17 protein-coding genes are annotated in these 21,812 nt (G+C 47.3%); 4 read left to right on the plus strand and 13 right to left on the minus strand.

Going from position 1 to position 21,812, the window contains the following annotated elements:
* Nucleotides 1-80 precede the first annotated feature (80 nt).
* Both S7335_RS11865 and S7335_RS11870 read left to right on the plus strand, forming a co-directional pair.
* Nucleotides 81-1,043 carry a DMT family transporter gene (locus S7335_RS11865; RefSeq protein WP_038016153.1) on the plus strand — a complete coding sequence of 321 codons (963 nt, stop codon included), beginning with the start codon at nt 81-83 and terminating at the stop codon, nt 1,041-1,043.
* Nucleotides 1,044-1,188: 145 nt separating this feature from the next.
* Nucleotides 1,189-2,697, plus strand: a complete 1,509-nt coding sequence (locus S7335_RS11870) for a GTP-binding protein (protein WP_006456047.1) — start codon at nt 1,189-1,191, stop codon at nt 2,695-2,697.
* Nucleotides 2,698-2,746: 49 nt separating this feature from the next.
* On the opposite strand, the gene S7335_RS11875 is transcribed toward S7335_RS11870, so the two are convergent.
* On the minus strand, nt 2,747-3,625 hold the full coding sequence (locus S7335_RS11875; protein ID WP_006456385.1) for a DUF3598 family protein: 879 nt from the start codon (nt 3,623-3,625) through the stop codon (nt 2,747-2,749).
* A 35-nt stretch (nt 3,626-3,660) separates the two neighbouring features.
* On the minus strand, nt 3,661-4,332 hold the full coding sequence (locus S7335_RS11880) for a hypothetical protein (protein ID WP_006457506.1): 672 nt from the start codon (nt 4,330-4,332) through the stop codon (nt 3,661-3,663).
* A 204-nt stretch (nt 4,333-4,536) separates the two neighbouring features.
* On the opposite strand from S7335_RS11880, the gene S7335_RS11885 reads away from it, so the two are divergent.
* Nucleotides 4,537-5,367, plus strand: a complete 831-nt coding sequence (locus tag S7335_RS11885; RefSeq protein WP_006456526.1) for a pentapeptide repeat-containing protein — start codon at nt 4,537-4,539, stop codon at nt 5,365-5,367.
* Between the two features lie 164 nt (nt 5,368-5,531).
* On the opposite strand, the gene S7335_RS11890 is transcribed toward S7335_RS11885, so the two are convergent.
* Entirely contained in the window at nt 5,532-6,179 is a 648-nt protein-coding gene (locus S7335_RS11890) for a cupin (RefSeq protein ID WP_227499988.1), read from the minus strand.
* 203 nt (nt 6,180-6,382) lie between these two features.
* On the opposite strand from S7335_RS11890, the gene S7335_RS11895 reads away from it, so the two are divergent.
* Nucleotides 6,383-8,056: an alpha/beta hydrolase gene (locus S7335_RS11895; RefSeq protein WP_006455760.1), complete on the plus strand. Its 1,674-nt coding sequence runs from the start codon at nt 6,383-6,385 to the stop codon at nt 8,054-8,056.
* A 239-nt stretch (nt 8,057-8,295) separates the two neighbouring features.
* On the opposite strand, the gene S7335_RS11900 is transcribed toward S7335_RS11895, so the two are convergent.
* From S7335_RS11900 to S7335_RS11955, 10 genes are all read right to left on the minus strand, one after another.
* Nucleotides 8,296-9,291, minus strand: a complete 996-nt coding sequence (locus S7335_RS11900; RefSeq protein ID WP_006454920.1) for a pyridoxamine 5'-phosphate oxidase family protein — start codon at nt 9,289-9,291, stop codon at nt 8,296-8,298.
* A 10-nt stretch (nt 9,292-9,301) separates the two neighbouring features.
* Complete coding sequence (locus S7335_RS11905) at nt 9,302-9,703, minus strand: VOC family protein (RefSeq protein ID WP_006456189.1); 402 nt, start codon at nt 9,701-9,703, stop codon at nt 9,302-9,304.
* A gap of 775 nt (nt 9,704-10,478) precedes the next feature.
* Nucleotides 10,479-10,646 carry a hypothetical protein gene (locus tag S7335_RS11915; RefSeq protein ID WP_006456948.1) on the minus strand — a complete coding sequence of 56 codons (168 nt, stop codon included), beginning with the start codon at nt 10,644-10,646 and terminating at the stop codon, nt 10,479-10,481.
* A 314-nt stretch (nt 10,647-10,960) separates the two neighbouring features.
* Nucleotides 10,961-12,265: an NAD(P)/FAD-dependent oxidoreductase gene (locus S7335_RS11920; RefSeq protein ID WP_006456545.1), complete on the minus strand. Its 1,305-nt coding sequence runs from the start codon at nt 12,263-12,265 to the stop codon at nt 10,961-10,963.
* A 91-nt stretch (nt 12,266-12,356) separates the two neighbouring features.
* Nucleotides 12,357-13,406: a glycosyltransferase family 2 protein gene (locus S7335_RS11925; protein WP_006456044.1), complete on the minus strand. Its 1,050-nt coding sequence runs from the start codon at nt 13,404-13,406 to the stop codon at nt 12,357-12,359.
* A gap of 507 nt (nt 13,407-13,913) precedes the next feature.
* Complete coding sequence (pdeM, locus tag S7335_RS11930) at nt 13,914-14,600, minus strand: ligase-associated DNA damage response endonuclease PdeM (RefSeq protein ID WP_006457664.1); 687 nt, start codon at nt 14,598-14,600, stop codon at nt 13,914-13,916.
* Nucleotides 14,601-14,617: 17 nt separating this feature from the next.
* Nucleotides 14,618-15,859, minus strand: a complete 1,242-nt coding sequence (gene crtL, locus S7335_RS11935) for a lycopene beta cyclase (RefSeq protein WP_006454809.1) — start codon at nt 15,857-15,859, stop codon at nt 14,618-14,620.
* 60 nt (nt 15,860-15,919) lie between these two features.
* Complete coding sequence (locus S7335_RS11940; RefSeq protein WP_006454202.1) at nt 15,920-18,334, minus strand: ligase-associated DNA damage response DEXH box helicase; 2,415 nt, start codon at nt 18,332-18,334, stop codon at nt 15,920-15,922.
* 34 nt (nt 18,335-18,368) lie between these two features.
* Nucleotides 18,369-19,604, minus strand: a complete 1,236-nt coding sequence (locus S7335_RS28840; RefSeq protein ID WP_006456564.1) for a pentapeptide repeat-containing protein — start codon at nt 19,602-19,604, stop codon at nt 18,369-18,371.
* A gap of 206 nt (nt 19,605-19,810) precedes the next feature.
* Complete coding sequence (locus S7335_RS11955; RefSeq protein WP_006456943.1) at nt 19,811-21,622, minus strand: ABC transporter substrate-binding protein; 1,812 nt, start codon at nt 21,620-21,622, stop codon at nt 19,811-19,813.
* Nucleotides 21,623-21,812: the final 190 nt, after the last annotated feature.

Consider the following 21,812-nt stretch of genomic DNA (forward strand, 5'->3'; position numbering starts at 1 on the left):
TTTAGTATGCAGCCTTTGCGTATCCACCAATGTCAGAATGATTGGACGCTTGGATAATTGGACCCTTGTTTCATCAGAATATGACCTCAAAGCCATCGCCAACATCACCCGACAACCTAACTAATGGCCTTAGCCAAGCGCACAGCCTTAGCGAAGCGAATACAGATCTAGACCAAGCAGACTCACTGCCGTTAGGTGCGCTCTTAATCACGGCCGGTTTTTTAGCCAATACGATTCAAGGTGCGCTAGGCAAAACTGCTCAGGCCGCTATCGAGCCAGGTCAATTCTTATGGCTACTCATAGTGATAGCATTTGCTGTGCTACTGCCAATAGAGATCGCTAAAGGAGGTCGCAACTTTTCTGCTGGATGGAACCGGGAAGTGCTGCCCTACTATCTGCTTAGGGCAGTGTTTGGACTAGGCGGATTCTACCTCTTTATTTGGGCTGCCGGGCTAGGTAGTTTGATCAATGCCAACGTGCTGCTAAATACGACGCCTGTGTTTATTCCTGTGATCGGGGTACTGGTGCTAGGCAAAGATATTTCTAGAAAGCTGTGGGGTGCGATCGCGCTTGGCTTTATTGGCTTACTGCTTGTTGTTCAACCCAGCGCAGACCTGCTTTCTAACCCGGCAAACTTACTAGGACTTGGTGCGGGGGTATCAGCTGCCATCGAATTTTTAATTGTCCGCTACCTTAGCCAAACTCAGTCACCCACAGGTCTGACCCTATACTATTTGCTGATCGGCTCTATACTCATCGCCCCCGTTGCTATCTGGCAGTGGCGACCGCTTACTCTCGAAACACTTGAAATTGTAGCTGCCGCTGCTGGATCGTTTCTCAGCTTTCAGCTATTACTTGTACAGGCCTACCGATACGCCGAACCTCACCAGATTGGCGTTTTTCAATACACTAGTGTCATATTTGCCGCTATTATCGGCTGGCTATTTTTCAGCGAAGTGCCCAATATTTTATCGGTTACGGGGATGGTGCTCATCTCAATAGGCGGCGCCCTGTCTATCTACCTACCTGAGTCACCTGCCTAAGTTTTAGATCAATCAACGCCAGAGCAGCGGAGGAATACTTTCTAGTATCCGCTTTGAGTTGTATCCGTGTTTAGTGAATCCTTTCGATGAAAATGATCTAGGGTTGGAATAGAGAAAGGATGCGTTTTATCTATGCGTTGGTTTTATGCATCGGTCCTATAGTTTACTAGCTGCGATCGCAGTTCTCATTGGTCTAATTCTGCTACTAACCACAGTAGGATCACTCGCTCAGCTATATGCTGCGGTTGCGGTCGTTTCCCCTTTACTAGCCCAACTGGTCTTGGGGATAGTATTACTGGCGCTACTAGCAGCTTTGGCAGTGCTTGCTCGCTATAGCTGGCTGTTCCTTCGGCCAAAACGTAGACGTAAGATCGTGCTACCTACAGAGCTAGACGCAGTGGCCACAATCAGCTTGCAAGCAGCCCGTCAGCAAGTAGAGCAGGTAGAAGATGAGATTTCGCGGCAGGCACTAGCAGCACGATCTGATGAGCTAGCACAACGCCTAGCCCAGCGGACATTTCAGATTGTGGTGTTTGGCCTAGGCTCAACTGGGAAAACGGCACTCGTGAACGCGCTCATGGGAGAAATTGCTGGTGAGGTAGCCGCCACAATCGGGACGACTCAAGCAGGAACCAGCTACCGTATAGCGATACCCGCCGAATCCGCAGGAAATCAGCTAGGAAACAAAAAAGATCGAGAACTACTGCTCGTCGATACGCCAGGGCTTTTGGAGTTTGGGGAGCAAGGTGAGGCACGAGCGAACGAGGCAAAGCGGCTGGCCGCAAAGGCAGATCTATTGTTGTTTGTGGTTGATAACGATCTGCACCGAGCAGAATATGAGCCGCTAGAAATGCTGATGAGAATGGGTAAGCGATCACTGCTGGTATTGAATAAAAGCGATCGCTACTTGCCAACAGAAAAAGAACAGATCCTACAGCGGCTGCATGAGAGAACCCATGGACTTTTGAACAGCGAAGATGTAGTTGCAATCGCAGCTAACCCTTCCTCTCTTGTTCTAGATGATGGCTCTCAAGTACAGGTAGAACCAGACGTAGCAGCGCTTATTAGCCGTATCTTTGATATTTGGAACACTGAAAGCACAGATCTTATTGCCACCAACTTATTACTTCAATCCCAAAAAATCAGCGAAGAAGCCCAAGCACTACTAGATACGCAGCGTCAGCAGCAGGCGCAGAAGATTGTGGAACGATATCAGTGGGTAGGCGCAGGCGTTTTGGCGGCGACCCCCTTACCGGTCATCGATATGCTTGCAACCGCTGCTGTCAACGCGCAGATGGTAATAGAAATCGGCAGAGTCTATGGTATAGACATCAGCATAGAAGAGAGTAAAACGTTAGCCCTATCGCTCGCGAAGACAATGGCAGGATTAAGCCTGACTAAAGGCGCTATGAAACTGCTGGCAGTAGGCTTACAAGCAAATTTAGCAACGGCAGTAGCAAGCAAACTACTACAAGGAGTCAGCGCTGCGTATCTAACCCACATCGCAGGCAAGAGCTTCATAACTTACTTTCGGGCAAATCAGGATTGGGGCGATGGCGGCGTCCAAGCCGTCGTCGAGCAGCAGTACCAGCTCAACAGAAAAGAGGAGTTTGTCAAACAGTTTCTAAGTAACGCAATCGAGAGACTGACTTAGCTTTGCGCACTAGCGATGACCTCTGGGCTAGGGTTCTGGCTTAGCCATTCTATTCATCTTTGTAATCTTCTATGAGCGCTGAGTGAGTCCATACGCCCTGGTCGTCATAGTAGCGAATAAGGCGTGATCGCCTACCGCTACCGCTTAGCCACCCGACTTCCACTCGAAACTCTACAGCTTTCTTGATGGCATCAGGTACTAGACAATAGGTACCATTAGGCAAAAGAATTAGTCTGTAGTCTAGGTTTCCTGTTAATAGAACAACACTCTTTGAAGAAGCCTGCTCTCCAGTTAAAAACAGCTCCCTAGTCTGCTCTTCAATAGCTTGGTCTGCAGAGATCTTCCCAAAGGCGTCTTCGCATCGGAGAGAATAGCTTCCGGACGATTGATCAAAATTCCATCTACTCAAGCCTGTTGCCACGGGTTCCATTGAAGCAGACAGCGCTGATAGCCTACCTGTCCAGCTACCTGCTATTTGCGCTGGTGTCATTGCCGGTTCAGTAAACTGTGCATCTTCTGTTTGAGTTTCTCGAATAAGCACAACGTAATTTAGCTGAGCACTGCCATCCACGCTGCTCTTGTACATGATTACAAACCGCGCCCGACGATCGCCTACTTTTAAACTCATCTCAGCGCCGAACTGAGCAAAAGCTGTCCACTGCGCCGAACCTTGTGTGAATGCGCCGCTTTCAAAAAAGGAGATGTAAGGGGCAGGTCCCGGTGCAGAGAAAGATCGAGTGGTGACATCGGTTGTACCACCAGGCGGCGTTCTCTCTAATACGAGCTGCATGGTTTTGTCCAGCTCGGTTTCCTCTAAGGTCAAAACGCTAGGCGTATCTTTGAGCAGTTCACCCTCAGCAGAGAATTTGGTGAAAGATCCATACCAGGTACCGATGTTTTGACGGATGCACTGCCATTGACTGAGCATAGAGGAAAGGTGAGTATGAAGTATATGTGTGGCTGCTAGGTTATTGACGGGGACTGTAGGCTGGCGCTTTCCGCTGTTTCTAGCGGTGGGCGGATAGATAGATAGAAAGCAATCCCCAGTAGGGGAATTAGTGTAGCGCTCCAGAAAAGCGCAGGGCTGGTGAGGTTTCGCTTGGCCATATCGTCTTTGAGTAGCGGCCAGACGATGGCACACAGCATACAAAAGTCTAGGCTCATGACATGGATGAACTGACTGGTTTGCCACTGCCTAGCAAAATCGCTCCAGTCGCCACTGGTAATACCGTAGACCAGTAAGATAATGCTAGCGAGTGCGATCGCCCGCCCGGTCCAAACGGAATCAACCAGCTTGAGCACAACCGTTTTTGGCCCGTCAAACGTCACATGAGATTCGCGCAAAGCCAGGTAGGGCAATATCGCGAAAGCACCGACCCCAAAGCTTACTAGAACGAAAGGCCAGGCTGGGATCTTTTGAGTCGTACCATCGATTAGCGCTAGACAAGCGTAGATCATTGGCCAAACGCCCATCAGATTAAATAGAGCAACGACAGAGGGATTAAGCCCTTCCCACTGGCCAGAAACAAGCCGAATGATCTGATCGAAAGTACCCGGCTGGAAAGGAGGTGCCAAGGTGAAAGCATAGAGGCTAAATCCTAACCACAGCAGCGTAAAAAGTAATTTTCTAGTCATGAGAGTATGGAAAGTTTACTATGTAGCGATGGATCTTCTAGGCATAGCCAAACTAGCTGTTTAAAGATTCAAGGGCATTCTTTAAGTTTTAAGTGGCTATGTAAACATGCATAAGCATAGAGATTAGCCACTACTTTAAAGATTATCTTAATAATTAGACTGAATCTTCATCCGAGGCTTCGGTTTGCTGATTCTATATAGCTTATGCAACTACATGATGTTCTACGTCTCTACGAAGAGGGTTTTCGAGACTTTATAGGTCTATCTTTAGTAGGGATAGATTTTAGTTCTCGCATCCTGGTAGGCGTCGACTTTTCTAATTCAGATCTAAGCGGTGCTAACTTTAGCCGCACTTTTCTAACAAACGCCAACTTTACACGCGCCAATCTCAGCCAGACCAACTTACAATTTGCTAAGCTCAGCGACGCCTGTCTCTCGCACGCCACATTAACAAAAGCCAATTTGCAAGGCGCGTTTTGTGTTCGTTCAGATCTAACTGAGGTTAGCGCCAGCGGTGCTAACATGAGCCACATTAACCTACGCGATGCCAAGCTGACTGGGGCCAACCTAAGCGGGGTAGCTCTGACAGGTGCTAACTTACGTAACGCAGACCTTTCGACCGCGAATCTAGCTTGGACAGGAATGAAAGGCGTGCGGCTAATTGGGGGCGCGATCGCCCAAACCATCTTCACCGGCACCAACCTTACCCAGGCTTCCTTGAATGGTCTAAACTTCGATGGGATGTCTCTTAGCGGCGTAGACTTTAGTGAAGCTCGTCTACGAGGCGCTAGCTTCCAGCGGGCCGATTTAACCGCTACCAACTTCCGCGAAGCCAGCTTAGAAAACAGTAACTTTAGGTGGGCACAGCTAGCAGGCGCAGACTTTACTCAGGCTCATTTGCATCATGCTAGGTTTGCCCAAGCCGATCTTCGCCGCGTCGACCTCGACCAGCACAATTGGAGAGAGGCCGATCTTTCAGGTGCCTATTTGCAAGAGCTTGGACTTGTGCGCATGCAAATGGCAAGTGCCTGCTAACTAGAACATCTGCTATCAAACTTTTGCTATTCAACCCTTTTGCTATTCAAACTTTGATGGTTTGAACACGTCTAGGGTTTACCTTAGCCCTGCTTCGCAACTGTTAGTCTAAACAGTCCTCTACAGACTCTTAGACCCTATACAGACCCCTAAGGTACCAATCTCTAGAACTTAGAAGCCTCGAGTGTCTGCTCGTCATATTTATATCGACGGCTGCGATCGGTGATGCCATATAAGTTGAATGAAACAGTAGGCTCTTCTCCTAGAGGAGCCACTTGATGAACCGCATTGCCTGTAAAGCCAATAATGTCACCTGGATAGAGAACTTGTTCGCCCACTTTTGAAATAGCTTTGGCGTTTGAGTCGTCTTGCTTCCAAAACGTGTTTTTCTCCTGTCCACCAACCATTGCCACGATTCCCCAAGTGGCATGGTTGTGAATAGTAGATTTCGTACCCGGTGCCCATGTCACCATCTGCACTGTCAAAGGATATTCATGCTCTCGATAGAGAAAATTCACCGCCCAGCCAGTTTTTTCGCTTGGCTCTTTGTACTCCATCTGTAGCCAGTAAGAGCTAATTAGTAGCTTACGCACTAGTGGGATAATGGCTTGAACTCGCTTAGCATCGTCAGGTTCGCGCTCTAAAATATCTTCCATCTCTGTCAAGAAGCGATACATCCGATAGGTTCGTTTTGGATGTTCGGTCTCGATGTTGCCGAAATTGGTACAGGTGCCGTTGTCAGTGACTAGCCAGTTTTCCATATAAGAACGAAACGGTATGAGAACAGAACGGTAGTCCTGAGATCTTGCCACGATCTAGAGAGGAACGACAACTGAAAAGGGGCGATCGCAAACCTCATGCATTACGACATTTGCGATCACGCATAGCCACTTCCATGCCACCTAACAGTTGATCACACCCTCTAATACAAAGGTAATGGCGTTTTAAGGAACGATCTCACTCGCCAAATTAGAGTCTCTAATAATACTTTCAAGTAATCTGCTCTGAGTATGCCATGAAGATTCTTTCTTTGCTTCAACGTCGTTTTTTAAAACATCACAGTATTGTCGGCTTTGGTATTGCTGCGGCCCTAGGTCTGCTTAATGCTACGCTAATTGCTCTTCCAGCTCAAAGCGCCGAGAGAATTCAATTTTTTGTTGGTCCGTTTGAGCCCACTGTTTATGTAGACGATCTAGAAACCTTTGCTAAAACAGGAAATATTGAGCCTAGGCTAGCTTCTTTCATCAATCGCCTTGACGCAGATCAAAAAGCCAGCCTACGGGCTTTTCTCAATGCTAGATACGATATCAGTCCGATTCCGGTTTCGCAGTTTACCTACTCTTTCCTTGGTGAACAGCTATTGCAAAGAGCAGGACAGGTCATTCAAACAGATAGCTATCTAAACGGGATGAAAGCAATTCGCGCATCGCTGATTCTCGCTGCGGCTGATGAAGCTGGTTTCACCACCATCAACGTCATGAGACAGTTTCCAACCGATACCATTCAGCTCGATTTTCGTCTGGCTAGAAAGATAGCCAGAGAAGGCCAGCAAATCTTCGTTGAGCGAGACGAAGTTGTCAGTAAAATCAACCAGGTAGCTCAAGCGAAAGCCTCTACTCAACCAAAGCCGCTATCCGCTAACGATCCTCAGCGCAAAGGCCCTTATGCTTGGCAAGTTGAGACTATCACCTTCCAAAACTCCGGTCGCTTAGAGTCATCTCAGGCTGATGTCTATGCGCCTATATCTACTACCGCCGAACCCGACAGCATTCCAGTCATTGTCATTTCACATGGCGTTGCTTCAGATAGAAGAACATTCAGCTACCTGGCAGAGCATTTAGCATCTCATGGCTATGGGGTAGTAGCACTTGAGCACACAGAGACTAGTGCTGAAAAGCTGGTTCGCTTTTTTTGGGGTCAAGACAAAGCACCCGATCCCATTGATTTGCTGCTGAGACCGCAGGATATTACAGCAGCGTTAGATACCCTAACAGACTGGCAGAATAGTTCTAGGCCGCCTAATGTCCATCAAGATGTCAATCAGGCGGTAAGAAACTTTAATCTCAAATCTGTAGGACTTTTAGGTCAATCTTTGGGTGGCTATACAGTACTAGCTGCTGCAGGAGCAGCGATTGACTGGCCTTTTCTATCCGCAGATTGCGAAATGCTCCCAGAGCGTCCCTCTTTAAACCTTTCCATGTTTGTACAGTGCAGTCTATTGCAAATTCCTCGCAATACGCCTCTAGAGGTAGCAGATCCTAGAGTTGCCGCTGTGATTGCACTCAATCCATTAGCTAGTTCTATCTTTGGGCGCTCGGGTATCCAGCAGGTGGAAGTACCCGTGATGCTAGTAGCAGGCACCGACGACTATGTTGCACCCGCTCTGCTAGAACAAATTGAGCCGTTTAGCTGGCTAGAAACTACGTACAAGCACTTGGTGATCATGGAAAGAGGAACTCACTTCTCTTTCCTAGATAGAGAAAACGGTAGCGTTGTCCCCTTCTCAGATACGTTCACGGGCCCAAATCCTCAGCGGGCAAGACCTCAAGTTCAAGCACTCAGCCTAGCTTTTTTCAATCAACATCTGAAGAAGATATCAGAAGCGGATATGTACTTAACTCAGCGCTACCTAAACACATTTCCAACCGAGCCTTTTAAATTTACTTTGGTAGATGAGCTACCTGAATGACAGACTCAGCCGCTAACACCCAGTCACTAATAGTGGCCGGAGCTGTTGCCTATAACTGCCTATAAAATAGCTACGCTTTTGCCACTGACAGGTCAGCTTTTGCCACTGACAGGCCAGCTTTTGCCACTGACAGGCTAGTTGGAAACAAGCACAAAACCAGTGTGGAAAACATAGAAAACTCGTTGGCCAGTACAGACGATTCTAATGTCTTATTGGTCTCGCAATACTACTGATATGCTCTATTTCCAGCATCCGGTCATATGAAGAGAAGGAGAGTATTCTCCAAATTCGAATTGCAGCGGCAAACTACACCCTACCCTTCGCCACGATTCTATCTCGCAACGGATTAGTCGCTCTGCACCAAAAAAAGACTCGACTTCTTCACCTTCCCAAATTACCTCAGCGCTCCCGGTTAAATAGAGCAGATCTCTTGTCTGAAAGTCTATGAATAACAATCCTGTCTTAGGATTCATTAGAATGTTGCCAATCGTATTAAAAATCAGATTACCTGCAAAATCGGGAAATGTGAGAGTTTTATGGTTGTCGACGCGAATAAAACCAGGCTTGCCGCCTCTGTGCGAAACATCTGCGCCGAATACAGGGTTGGTTTCCTGAGAATGCATTTTGCTTTCATCGGAAGGAGTGCTATAAGCCGTAGCAATGAAGAACGTATCCGACTGAGTGATCAGAGTCTCAGCCTTTTTATCTAGGCGATCGCCCTGCTCAATTTGCCTCCGTTGCTGAGGAGTCGAGATGTCGGAGAGTATTTCTATCTCGCGTGTCTGAATATACTGAGGACAGTTACCAAAGGACTGCGCGACCTCTACGCTCATTCCATCGTCATCTGCGGCAATGATTCTTCCTGTCACACGATTACGGCGACGGGTTTTTGGCAAGATTCCTAATATGCCAATATCAATTCCTGCATGCCATTGAGAAACTATCGGCGAGCCAAAAATCGGTTGCGCTGCTATCTTCAGATGATAAGCGTCAGGTGATGTAATAAACCCTGGCCTCCCAGCCAATAGCGAGACCCAAGGGTGACCTTGTGTATCTACAGTACCTACTATGAGACAAGGTAGAAGACGATAAAATTCCCGGTGTTGTTCTACTAGGTAGTCACGAACCATACGCCGTCCCACCTTCTCAATCTTGCTACGTACACCTACGCGAGCCTGCACCTCTTGTTCACCTGCATGAAAAGGAGAGCTCTTACGCGTCCAACCTGAATTCATTTTTGGCATCCTATGTAGAAGGGCAAAAGAGTTCCATGCGAATACCGCCTGGAATGTAGAACATCATATGGTGACTAGGTCCACCACTATCGGGTTCAGGCGCAAACTCAATGACTACCCCAGCCCTGCTCTTCAAGGTGTGGTGCATTGACCAGAGCGTCTCAAGGCTCTCTACTCTTAGGGAAAAATGATGCAATCCAATATTATTCTTACGATCAAAGGGAACAACATTACTCGGATCGCTTGCTTGCCACAGCGTCAGCACGATTGTACCGTCAGACACAAAAACAGCGGGATAATCAGGCTTCTCATGAATCTGTTTGAACTGCAACACATCGACAAAGAAATCTCGCGTTGCTGCAATGTCTGGAACAGTAAAGCCAATATGGTGGGCACCCTGAGTGATTGACATATTTATATTGCCTGATAGCCAGATGGGAAAAACTCTTCTACAAACTAAGATTCGATAACCATAGATTGAGTTAGGCGGTCGAGTACCTATTGCCTAAGGTCTATCTAGTCCCTGTGTACACTATCAACTATACACAGCTGTCTTTCCCAGATCTGAAAGCAAGGTGAGAATTATAGCTTTCCGCACTCTACCTACACTACACCATACTTACTAAACCCCAGGCGCTATAGCCTCTGCCATAACAACGCAGAGCGCATAGCAGCTGCGCGTAGGCGCAGCCCTCTCAGTGAGTATGCATCTGCTAAATTGAGCTGCATTGTTTTATCACCCATATCCTCATCTACGTGTTTTTCAAGAATTGACATCTCCATTCTCTGTTGAAGAGGATTTCTTGCCTGAAAGAAGATATCTTTTGGGTAGTGCATTCTCCTAAAGGATAGAGAAAAAGAACTTTGAGCTAGCCTGCTCTAATGTGAGAAGTGTATAGCAACTCTGTATTACTCTCTACCCTTTACAAAATAGGACTACCACCTCTTGTTGTCTACAGTCGGAAACTCAATCAAGTTTGGTTAGAACCTTACTTTTGACCGCTGTAAAATATTCAGCGACGCTTGATTTCAAGCACTTTGAGAAAGTCGAGGAGAAAAGCTTACTAATAAAACTTGCATCGCAAAAAGCAAGCGATCACAATATTTGCGATCACTTGCTTTCTTCGTTATCTAAAAACTACAGCTAGAGAGCGATAGGCTTAAACAGATGCCTCATTGAGGATTGTTTACCTAACAGCCGAAGCTGCATAGGCTTCGACCGTTTTTTCAGGTAGTTTAGCTTCCTGCCACTGCTCTTTTGTAAACTCTTCGTGATAAGAACGTTCTACATTAACGTTCCACAAGTCATGGTCTTCGCCTAGAATGTTTTTAGCTGCTAGCAGGCCCGTTAGCATAGAGTGATCCTGATTGTTGTATCTATGCATTCCGTTACGACCTATGGTTTGCAAGTTTAGGACTTACGCAATTGAAAGATGTACTCCCGAAAACTTGGCATGACAAAATTGCCCTAACAAACTGTTAGCGCAAAACTCCTGCCCCAGAAGAAAGCTTGTATCGAAAGCTTTTTAGCGTTACTAGCTTTGTCAACCCCTCGATTCCTAGCTGGGATGTGATTCACTTCTTGATCCACATCCCAGTGGAAACCAAGCGTTATTCCACGCTGCGGGTGAGCAGCGGCCTGGAAAGGTTATCCAATAACGTTTCTGGCTTACTCTAAAACTATCAGCTTTTTGAGATATGCGTAAGTCCTAAAGTTTTCAAACTGGTCTAAGTACTTCTGAATGACATCCAAATGCTGACGATACTCTCCATCGTAGACAGGATACGCTTTCTTTTGACGAATCACGGTGCCATCTTGTACAAACTTGAGGTCAGGCACTAGACCCAATCCAACAATCTCTTCACCTGCCTGCTTGATCAAGGCCTCATCGGACATCTCCCATAGGCTGTCGCCTTCACTACAGAAGTACTCCATGCCAACACAGGTCTTGCTAGGATCTGGAACCATTGCCATGCTCCAGTTCTTAAAGTTTTGAATCCGTCCTACCTTGAACTGAGGACTATGAATGTAGATCCAGTTATCTGGGAAAATATCTTCTAGATCTATTACCAAGGGGACAATCAAAAAGTCACGGTACTTTAGCCCACTAGCAGCTTTCAAAACGGGCTCAGGTGGAGCTGGGTCCATGTTTCGTACTAAGGCAGTGATCGGAATACTAGAAACATAGCTGTCACCTGTCAGTTCAGCGGTTTCACCACCCTTTTTCTGGACGGTGACGCTTTGAACGTTCTTGCCGTCATGCTTCACTTTAGCCACGCGCGTTTCCATTTGCACAGGCGAGCCTTTACTCTCTAGAATTTCCTGGCAACGTTCCCACATCATACCAGGGCCATAAATAGGGTAATCAAACTCCTTGATTAGTGTCTTAGTATCATTACTGCCGAAAGCAGCGTTGATTACCGCTTTCTTCAAAGAAAGACCTTTAATTCTCTGCGCAGCCCACTCTGCTTGAATTTTATTACATGGGATTCCCCAAACTTTCTCTGTATAAGACTTAAAGAAGGTTCTGTATAAGCGATCACCGAACCTCTCTATTACCCAGTCTTCTAAATTTTCTGCTTCTGGTCCGGGATTTAGCTTACCGTTGATCTTAGACTTTAGGTAGCTAAGAATGATCATACTGCTATCGAGCGCGCCCAAATTCGTCAATGTGCTACCAATTGACAACGGATAGTCGAAGAACTTGCCTCGATAGTAAATTCGCGAGAGCCGAGGCACTTGGATGAACTCGTCACCTAAGATTTCCTTCCAAATCTCTTGAACCTCACCCACTTTGGTGAAGAAACGATGTCCGCCAATATCAAACCGATACCCTTTGTAGGTTTCTGTCCGAGAAATCCCACCAACTTTGTCAGCCTGCTCTAGGACAACAGAAGATTTTCCGTGCTTTGCTAACTCATAGGCTGCTGTCAAACCGGCGGGACCCGCACCCATTACTACTGTATCGATCATTGATATATTCCTCAAAACTAACGAGATAAGAAGCTAAATGAGCTAGAACTAAATAAGTTGCTTTGGCAACTTTTTCTTTTACTTTATTCCTTTAGGTCGGGCTCATTTGTCTAGCAGGCATATGACGAGCCAGATGATGTCGACTCACACCAACGATAAAGGCTAAACCACTATACAGAAAATATAGCCAATGCCAAGGCACAACGCCCAACGCAAACCAAAAGCCTCTTTTTCGATAGAAGAAGCGATAGACAGACCAGTTGATTGCTAAGAGTAAGAGCCCAGATAAGAGTGCGATGCTTATTAGGACTGACCATTGTACAGAGAGGACAGCAGACAGGCATAGACATGCAACTAGCAGCACGCTGAGGCGACTAGACCATTTCAGATTCAGGTCGCTAGCAAATCGGCGATACTGCTGCGGATGATCCTGACGAATTTTGAGTAGTAGTGCCATCCAGGGCAGAGCGCGATAAAAAACTTCCGCTCTTAGAAGTGTAAAAGGCGTCCATTTTTTAAGGTGCTTCACTTGAATGTGCTTGCACAGAGCAATCCTATGGCCTGCTTGACGCAAACGATACCCCAGCTCGATGTCTTCAATGCACGGCTTTTGATAGCTTTCTGTGAATCCGCCTAACGATAAGAAAATATCCTTCCTGATGGCTCCACATGCGCCCCAGAAGGTAGAAGCTTCTTCAGAGGAGGTCTGATGCGTGTAATGATGAAACAGATTCTTGTACTGTGACAAAAAGTTCTCTGCACCAGGCGAGTCATCATAGGAGCCAATCAAGGCTGATAACTCGGGAGACTCCTGGAAGGCATAGATAATTCTCGGAACTGTTACGGGGTGAATTTCTACATCGGCATCGGTGAAGAATAGAAGATCGGCAGAGGCAGCTTTGGCGCCAATGTTTCTTGCCCTAGCCGGGCCGCCACACTCTGGCAGTAGAATTAGCTTAAACCCGTACTCTTCAACTAGCCGCCAGCTGCCATCAGACTCTCCATCGGCGACAATGATAACTTCAGCATTAGCTCGCCATTTGCTAATACTCCTAAGAGACTTTCGGAAACTTTCTCCTCCGTTGTGTACAGGAATGATAATAGACAGTGATGGTTTTTGCTCGGAATACGATTCCATCATGGCATGCTTACTCCGAATTAAGGCTTTTGGTAAACGGCTTCTGACGAATGCTCAATGTTTGATGGTATGCAGCTACGAGGATAGCTCGCAAACGCAAAATTTGCACTACTGCACTACTTTGACAGGGCTGAAATCGCGCTTGAGTGATGTTTTTCAAGAAACACAGAAGCTGAATAGCATAACTTGATTAATACGTAGTTAAGAGCAGAACAACGTATTCGAGATGTTCATTCAACCTAAAGAGAAACACAGATCTCTTCTATATTTAGTATCCAATTTGCCAAAGTGACGACACTATTCTGAACATGTCTAATATGCTGTAAAGAAAAAGTAGAAAGACAACTCCCTCAGAACTCCCAACTCATTTTTAATTTATGTTTAGCACAATAACAAGTGGTACACCTGTGGGTCTGTATACAGAAGTTACCTTTACGGAATCTTTATTAATTTTCTGTGTGAAGATTGAGTGTATCGAGTAATACTGAAAGCTTTTCAAACCAGGCTATTTCACGTGATGCTAGCGGTAGCCGCATTGAAGGCGATCGCACTTCCTTCACAAGCAATGTAAGCACAGGTATTCGTATCTAAGGGAACTTCATATCCACCGGTGAATTCACCAAAGGACGGTAGCGTCAGCCGTTTTTGCCTATGTTCTACGAAGAAGCAGGGGAGTCGAAGGCTATCAGTACGCGATCGCAGTTTTACGACTGGGTGGACATGGCCACAAACGTTCAGCTTAGCGGCGTGATTACACGCTGGTTCGTGGCTAAGCAAAAGCGGGCCTAGCGTAACCGCTTCTATCTGGCAATCCATTGGTAGCGGGGGCAGCATTGAAACAAGTTTGCGATCATGATTACCGACAATCAAAGTGACGTTTGCCCTGGTGCGCCTAAGGAAAGTATCTAAGCCAGTTAGCACCTCAGGGACAAGTGACTGTTCGGAATGAAATAGATCCCCTAACACAAACAGATGCTTAGGGTTGGTTTGATAGCACAGCGATCGAAGTCTATCTAAATTCTCTTCGTTCATCTGGCTCGTAATCGGAATTCCCAGAGACTGGAACGTTTCCGCCTTGCCTAAATGCACATCTGAAACGAGTAAAGCTTGCATATCGGGTAAGTATAAGGCCCTATCATCCAATAGCCGTAGCCGCAACCCGTTGATATAGATCTCATTTGAGCGTAGAGTCTTCATTTTGGTAGGCGTCCCTATCAGGCTGTGATGGTTCGGCGTAGTAGATTGCCATGACTAAACACAGAGCTAAACAGTCCCCATCGTACTGGATTAGACGTTCGGCCAAACAGCACTAGCATGGCCTGAACAATTTCAGGCAAGGTGGAAGTATCTGCCAAAAAGCCCGCCCACTGCGACTGGTCTAGCTCAAAGAAAGTGGTGAAAAACTGCTGTAGCTCTGGGGTCTTGAACGCCATTAGGTTTTCTAGCCCGAACGTATAGAGATAGTGCTTACGCAATCTGTCTTCTGACCAAAGCACTTGCCAGGCGGCGCTAGCAACCTCTACTGGAGTAGCGCTAGAATCACCTAGCCTACGGGCGATCGCGTTTGCTAAATCTGGTCCTCGCCTAAGCATCGCGCCTTGCATATAGCCCGTTGCCGGGTGTACCATACTGGCCGATCCACCAAAGCCAACTACCGCCTGGGTTAGATCTGGCAGTGGCATATTCATCGGAAAAAAACAGCGCTCTATATGGTGACTTTCTGTTATCCTCACCCCCCTATGTGCTAGCCGCCGATGCAGTCGCTGCTCTAAGCTTGCCATTGAAATCCCCGGTACATGCGCTAAAGAGGTTTCTTCGACAAAGTAGACATCATTGCCCAAATCCATGGCATATAAAAATGTTGGCGGCAATTGTTTTTCAGATGCGGGTAGAAAATCGTCCCGATAATCCATCAACACCATCTGTTCTGGCTCAACGGGCGGTGCAGAAAACCGTCCAACAACGCCATAGGCAGCCTGGTAGGCAACTGGCTTGACTGCAGGCACGCGCTTAATCAAAGCAGGGTTGTGTCCACTAGTATCGACGACCAGCCTGGCCTGATAAGTCGTACCATTCTCGTCTGTTACTTCTGATCGCTTAGCGCTATGGGTAACTGCTACTGCCTTACCCCGATGCCAGCTGACACCATAATGAGCGCCCTGCTGTAGCCAGTGCCCCTGTAGCTTTTCTCGATCGATTAGCCCGTAGTCTCTTTTGAGTGGAATTGTCTTCTTGCCCATATAGGCTACGGTGTTCTGCCAGCGATGTTCTAGGCATTCGTTTATTCCTAGTGCTTTTAGTTCATCTGCCCAGATACCGTAGGTGTTGGGCCAAGGGGCTGCTGAATCAACGGGGCTTAGCCCCTTTACGTCCAATCCTCGCTGGGCTAGTTCTGCTGCTAGAAACAGCCCTGCTGGCCCCGAGCCAATTATCAACACGTCCGCTACGTCCGCCATCTACCCACTCATTCATACCGCTTATCTACTCTAGCGGGTAGGGTTCAACACCGAAACCATCTACTTATCCCATTGGGCCTTGAGCCGGGTGATGCGATCGCGCAGACTCTCATTAGTCAATCTAGAACTCAACCTTTCGACTAACAGCGGAAATCCAAACGGGGAAGGCCGTTGCACGCTCATCCAGAACAACTTCAACGCTTGCATCCTCTCGAGTGCGGCCGCTAGTCTGGGTGCCTCCATCTGCTCTTCTATAACTTCTCTTTCTGCTTGAATTAGCAGCAGATTGTTAGGCTCATACTTAGTGAACACCTCGTAGATCAAAGATGAGCTGATTTGTACCTGGTTAGCTGTTTTCTTTGATCCTGGATATCCTTTGAATACCAGCCCTGCCACCTGTGAAATTTCTCTAAAGCGGCGCTGCGTTAGCTCAGAGATATTCAAACTCTCTTTAATCTCTTTGTATAAGTGGTTAGTTGAGAAAAAGTCCGCTGAGAACAAAGCCTGAAATGGATAGTCTTTGGGCGCTAGAATCTCAAACCCGTAATCATTTACAGAGACAGTAAAGGTTGATCTTTGAAGCTGAGAGAATCGGTAGGCCCATAGAAACCCTAGCCCCTCATGAACATTTCGGCCCTCAAATGGATAGACATAGAGATGCTGACCTTCTCTGGTTCGACAGCACTCGATCAAAAGCTGATGAGCCTCTGGTAAGTGAGAAATTCGATCTTGTGTAGCGAGAATAGGCATAATGCGCTCGACTTCAGCGCTGATGTTCCCAGCTTTCGCTTGGGTAATCTCATCACGAAGGTACTGACTGAGCTGATCAGAGATGGCAAGATAGCCTCCGCTCCAAACAGGTACCACGCTAGACTTTTTTCTTGCATTCTTGACATACAGCGTCATGTCTTTCAGTTGAAAATATTCGAGCTGGCGGCCCGCAAAGAAAAACACGTCGCCTTTTTTGAGCCTAGAGACGAAGCTCTCTTCTACACGGCCGATTGGTCCACCCTTAGCATAAGCAATTTTCACCTGTTGATTAGCTGTAATCGTGCCGATACTCATCTTATGCATCCGAGAGATTCGAGCGTCTGTAACCTTATAGACGCCTTCTTCTAGGACAATCTTTTTGTAGCGGGGATAGGCTTGTAGGCACTTGCCACCGTACTCTAGAAAGTTCACTATCCAATCGAATTCTTCTACACTTAGATGCTGATAGGAGACTGTTTTTTGTATACTCTCTAACGTCTTTTGGGGTGAGAATCCATCACCGCAGGCCAAGGTGACTAGGTGCTGAATGACTACGTCGTAGGGTTTGTTTAGCGCCTGCCGCGATTCTATTTGCCCGGCGTCTAGTCCTCGTCGAAAGGCGGAGATTTCTAGCAGCTCTAACGCGTTAGTCGGGAGGAAGAATACTTCTGAAGTCCCCCCCGGTAGGTGGGCAGAGCGCCCGGCTCGCTGAAGTAATCTAGCTAAGTTCTTGGCACTGCCAATCTGGACAACCCGCTCTACTGGCTGAAAGTCTACTCCTAGATCGAGCGAAGAGGTGCAAACAACCCACTTGATATTGCCTGACTTTATTCCGGCTTCTATCGCTAGGCGCGTATCGAAGTCGATAGATCCGTGATGCAGCGCAATTTGATCCGCGCGTTCGGCTAGGGCGTAGCTCAGTGCTTGAAACCACCTTTCAGCTTGCGATCTGGTATTTACAAAGATCAGCGTAGATCGTTCAATGTCTAGCGCCTCTACTAGCTCCTCAAACATGCGCAGACCTAAGTGTCCTGCCCAAGGAAAGCTATCTACCGAAATCGGCAGTACGCTCTTGATCACCGTTGCTCTTTTGAGCTTCGAGCGAACAATGATCGGGCCTGAGCCTACTCCAGTCGCTGCTTCAGCTGCCTCTTGCAAATTTCCTAATGTCGCCGAGATTGCCCACGTTTGGACAGTTGGATTTAGCTGCCGTAACCGTGATAAACATAGCTCAGTTTGAGTCCCTCGCTTAGAGCTCATCAACTCGTGCCATTCGTCTAGAATGACACAGCGTAGGTCTTTGAATCGCTTAGCCGAGTAGCGGTAAGACAAAAGAATTGCCAATGACTCTGGCGTTGTAATCAAGATATTCGGCATCTTCTTGATCTGCCGACTTTTGATCGAAGCTTTGGTATCACCTGTTCGCGACTCTACTGTAATCGGCCAGCCCATGTCTTCTATCGGGCGACGAATCGATGCTTCAATATCTCGCGAGAGGGCTCGCAGAGGGGTAATGTAGAGCAGCTGTAGGCCAGATAGAGAACTTTCAGCAACCATCTGAGCAATCGGTCCCATGACTGCGCCATAGGTTTTACCTGAACCTGTAGGGACCTGAATGATGCCACTTTTACCAGATAGATAGGTTTCCCATGTCTCTTCTTGAAAAGTGATTGGTTGCCAGCTTTGCCTGGCAAACCAGTTATGAACAGGGCGAAGAATAGACAAGAAGTAGATTGTTAGAAACTGTTAGAAGAAATGCTTATTCGTGAATGCGACCATTGGGCATGATAGTGCCGGTCAGCCTTGCACCTAGGAGCTTTACCATTATCTTATCGCCGTAGCCTACTTTTGCGCCGCTAAGGTCGGCCCCGCTAAGGTCGGCTCCACTCAGATCGGCGCCGATGAGATCGGCGCCGCTAAGGTCTGCGTGGCTAAGATCTGCTTGGAGAAGGTTGGCACGAAAAAGACGAGCTTTGCGCAGATTGGCACGGTTAAGGTTGACTTTATGCATGAAGGTATCACTCAGATCGGCGCCACTGAGATTGGCACCACTGAGATTACGGCCAGAAAAGTCTTTCTCTTTGAGATTAGCGCCGCTCATATCTACGCCGCTAAGATCCGAGGCGCTTTTAGTTTGCGCGGGCGAGCTTGATGTAGTAGTGGTTGGCATAGAACTTTTCTTAACGGTCGTCTCACCAGCGGTTTTGTCCTTAGCCGCCTTATCTTTGGTGGATTTGTCTTTGGCCAATTTGTCTCTAGCCGCCTTTTCATGAGCGGCTCGTTCTCTAGCTTTACGCTCGGCGATTACCTTTTCTCTAGCGGCTCTTTCGCGAACTCTCCTCTCTGCAGTTGCTTTTTCTCTAGCGGCTCTTTCACGCGCTTTACGTTCAGCAATCACCTTATCCCTAGCCGCCCTTTCACTAGCCGTTCTATCGCTAGCGACCCGACTGCCGTTTGCACCATTAGATGTACTCGATCTGGGCCAGGCACTGCTAGGGTATCTAGCGCGATAAGTCGCTCCATACTGACTGGCAAAATCAGTACTGCTAGCCGCAGCAGCTCGGCGATAGGCTTCGTAGGGCGGTCGGTAGCCACCAGCTCGGCTAGAATTTTGACTGGCGGTGGTACTTGCGGTACGGCTTTGGGGACGGTAAGTAGAATCGTCCCCGGGACGGTAGGTGCTATAGCTACTGGCTTCTCTACGTTTAGCGGCAGTTTGAGCAGATGAGGTGCGAGCGTAGGACGGATTAGGTTTGGATTGGGTAGCGGCAGGAACTCTACCATTTTTGGCTTGCGATCGCATCATCGCTCTAGCTTCATTCAGCTGTTTCAGCTTGGCCTCCGCCTTTTCTCGAAGGCGCTGGCGATCGCTTGGAATCCGGTCAGGATGCCAAATAAACACTAGATCTTTATATGCCTGGTTCACTTCTCGAATAGAAGTAGACTTCTCTGGCTCCAGTTCTAAAGCTCTATACGCTTGCTCAATCTGATCCATACACGCCAGTCAGCATAGTTCTTATCTAGAGTGATTATGCCGGATATCCCCGACACTCTGCTGGCAACCATAGCAAACTTTAAGAACCAGGCTTAATGTTCTGTAAGGTTTTGCGACATTCACTCGCTCTATGAATGAGCGTGAAAGTGCAATTACAAACCATAGAGTCGCTCTAAACCCAACCTCATTCTCGGTAGAATACTTTTCTAGTTTTGGGTAATTTCTAACTCATAGATGTTCCACAGCGTCCCCCCTAGGGCCGTATATTTTACGTTTTCAATTTTGTCGCGCACAGCGCTCATGGAGTACTGACCCACTAGATGAATAAAGGGCAAATTTTCCTGGACAAGCTCTTGAGTCTTGGTATAAAGCGCTTTGCGTTTGGTCTCATCTAGCTCTTGAGCCGCTTGAATATACAGATCGCTGATCTGTTGCTCCCACGGATAGACTTCTCGACCCGGAAGCGGTGGCTGTCCTTGCGGCTGTTGATTGAATAGGTGAAGGCCACCATCTGCTAACCAAAGGTTCGCACTGCTATTAGGCTCTTCTCCAGCGCCAAAGCCCAGCACAATCGCGTCCCACTGCAAGGAGTCACCTACTAGAGTGATCAGCTTATTAAAATCAATGGGCTGAAAATCCACCGTAATTCCAATCAAGGCAAGATTTTGCTTTATCTGAGCCCCAGCAGCCTCACGAATTTCGTTACCTACATTCGTTTGTAAGGTAAAGCGAACCTGGTTGCCATCCGCATCGACAAGCTGATCACCTTCATAGCTAAAGCCCGCTGAAAGTAGAAGCTCTTTTGCTTTGTTGATATTGAAATCGTATGAGATTAGGTTTGGCTCTGCTGAGTAGGGACTTTGAGGCGCAATCTGAGAGTTTTGCATCTCCCCCAAGCCCTTAAAGATATTATTGAGCATAGTTTCTCTGTCAATCGCGTAGGCAACCGCTTGCCGAAACGCCAGGGTGTTGAACCATTTTGATTTGATTGGATCGACAACCGGTTCGCCATCGATGGCGCCCTTATTAAGATTGAAGGTAAGAAACAGACGAGTAGTGGTGGGTCCGCCATTGTAGACCGTATAGCCACCTTGCTCCTCATCCTGCTTGATCAAAGAAAAGTTATCAGGTGTGACGGCCATAATATCTGCTTCGCCTGATCGAAATCGAACGAACTGTGCATCTTGAGAGCTCACAACCGGCCAAACCATCTCTTCTATAAGTGGCTGTGGCTGGCCGTTCTCTCCTGTGCGCCAATAGTAAGGATTACGTTTGAAAACAATACGCTCACCTGGCAGAAAGTTTTTGATAACGTAGGGGCCATTGCAAACGATTTCAGACGGATCTGTATTGGTTCCCCACTTTGATAGATAAAGCGGTTGGCCATTGCTGTCTTTGGTCCTGACAGATTCCTCTAGGGCATGCTTAGGCAAGATGGCAATGCCAGTGACCCTAAGGAAAGGGGCAAACGGTTCAGGAATTTTGAACTGTACTTGGCGCTCATCGATCTTGGTAACTTCTGGCAGTTTTCCTTCTGCGCCAATCCGTAGGATGTCTATTGTATCGGTTGGAATCTCTGGGTTGAGGATGATGTCGTTGTAGGTGAACACCACATCGTCAACGGTTAGCGGCTCACCATCGGACCATTTCAAGTTCTCTTTTAGCAAATAGGTGATAGTAAGACCGTCTTCAGCGATTGTCCAGGAGTCTGCTAGCGCTGGAAGAATTTCGCTATTGGTGCGATCAACCGTGATCAGCCCTTCGTACATGAAGCCCAGCACATCGCTACTAGAGCTTTCATCAGAAAGAAAGTAGTTAAACGTTTTCGGCTCACCAACAACTGGGCTGACCAACTGAGGAACATCGGCAGCTTCTACTCGAAAATTCTCTAACCGTAGGCGCTCCAATGGACTACAGCTTGGCAGAAGCACACACAGCCCCAATATAGCTAAACCCAGAAACAGCAGTCGCCACAGCCGAGTTCCTTTTAGATGTCGATCTAGCCTATGCCAATCCATATGTGTCTACAGCTGGTATCGCTAACGTTTAATTGCATTTAGTTTTAATTGCATTCACTATAGATAAAAACCGGCTGGTTGCGTAGAAAGGGTTGAAATTGCGTACTAGGCAGTAGACTTCTTGATACTACGGGCCGCTCAAATGAGATAACTTTCTTGACAGTCTTTATCTCGGTTTGATCAAAGCTCC

Origin of the sequence: Synechococcus sp. PCC 7335 (assembly GCF_000155595.1) — a bacterium.
Lineage (GTDB): Bacteria > Cyanobacteriota > Cyanobacteriia > Phormidesmidales > Phormidesmidaceae > Phormidesmis.

Bases quoted from the DNA above. Each gene is read 5' to 3' on its own strand.
- crtL (WP_006454809.1), bottom strand. From the start codon at position 15,859: ATGGCGGACGTAGCGGACGTGTTGATAATTGGCTCGGGGCCAGCAGGG.
- S7335_RS28840 (WP_006456564.1), bottom strand. From the start codon at position 19,604: ATGGATCAGATTGAGCAAGCGTATAGAGCTTTAGAACTGGAGCCAGAG.
- S7335_RS11870 (WP_006456047.1), top strand. From the start codon at position 1,189: ATGCATCGGTCCTATAGTTTACTAGCTGCGATCGCAGTTCTCATTGGT.
- S7335_RS11880 (WP_006457506.1), bottom strand. From the start codon at position 4,332: ATGACTAGAAAATTACTTTTTACGCTGCTGTGGTTAGGATTTAGCCTC.
- S7335_RS11875 (WP_006456385.1), bottom strand. From the start codon at position 3,625: ATGCTCAGTCAATGGCAGTGCATCCGTCAAAACATCGGTACCTGGTAT.
- S7335_RS11915 (WP_006456948.1), bottom strand. From the start codon at position 10,646: ATGCTAACGGGCCTGCTAGCAGCTAAAAACATTCTAGGCGAAGACCAT.
- S7335_RS11905 (WP_006456189.1), bottom strand. From the start codon at position 9,703: ATGTCAATCACTCAGGGTGCCCACCATATTGGCTTTACTGTTCCAGAC.
- S7335_RS11925 (WP_006456044.1), bottom strand. From the start codon at position 13,406: ATGATGGAATCGTATTCCGAGCAAAAACCATCACTGTCTATTATCATT.
- S7335_RS11885 (WP_006456526.1), top strand. From the start codon at position 4,537: ATGCAACTACATGATGTTCTACGTCTCTACGAAGAGGGTTTTCGAGAC.
- S7335_RS11865 (WP_038016153.1), top strand. From the start codon at position 81: ATGACCTCAAAGCCATCGCCAACATCACCCGACAACCTAACTAATGGC.
- pdeM (WP_006457664.1), bottom strand. From the start codon at position 14,600: ATGAAGACTCTACGCTCAAATGAGATCTATATCAACGGGTTGCGGCTA.
- S7335_RS11955 (WP_006456943.1), bottom strand. From the start codon at position 21,622: ATGGATTGGCATAGGCTAGATCGACATCTAAAAGGAACTCGGCTGTGG.
- S7335_RS11895 (WP_006455760.1), top strand. From the start codon at position 6,383: ATGAAGATTCTTTCTTTGCTTCAACGTCGTTTTTTAAAACATCACAGT.
- S7335_RS11900 (WP_006454920.1), bottom strand. From the start codon at position 9,291: ATGAATTCAGGTTGGACGCGTAAGAGCTCTCCTTTTCATGCAGGTGAA.
- S7335_RS11920 (WP_006456545.1), bottom strand. From the start codon at position 12,265: ATGATCGATACAGTAGTAATGGGTGCGGGTCCCGCCGGTTTGACAGCA.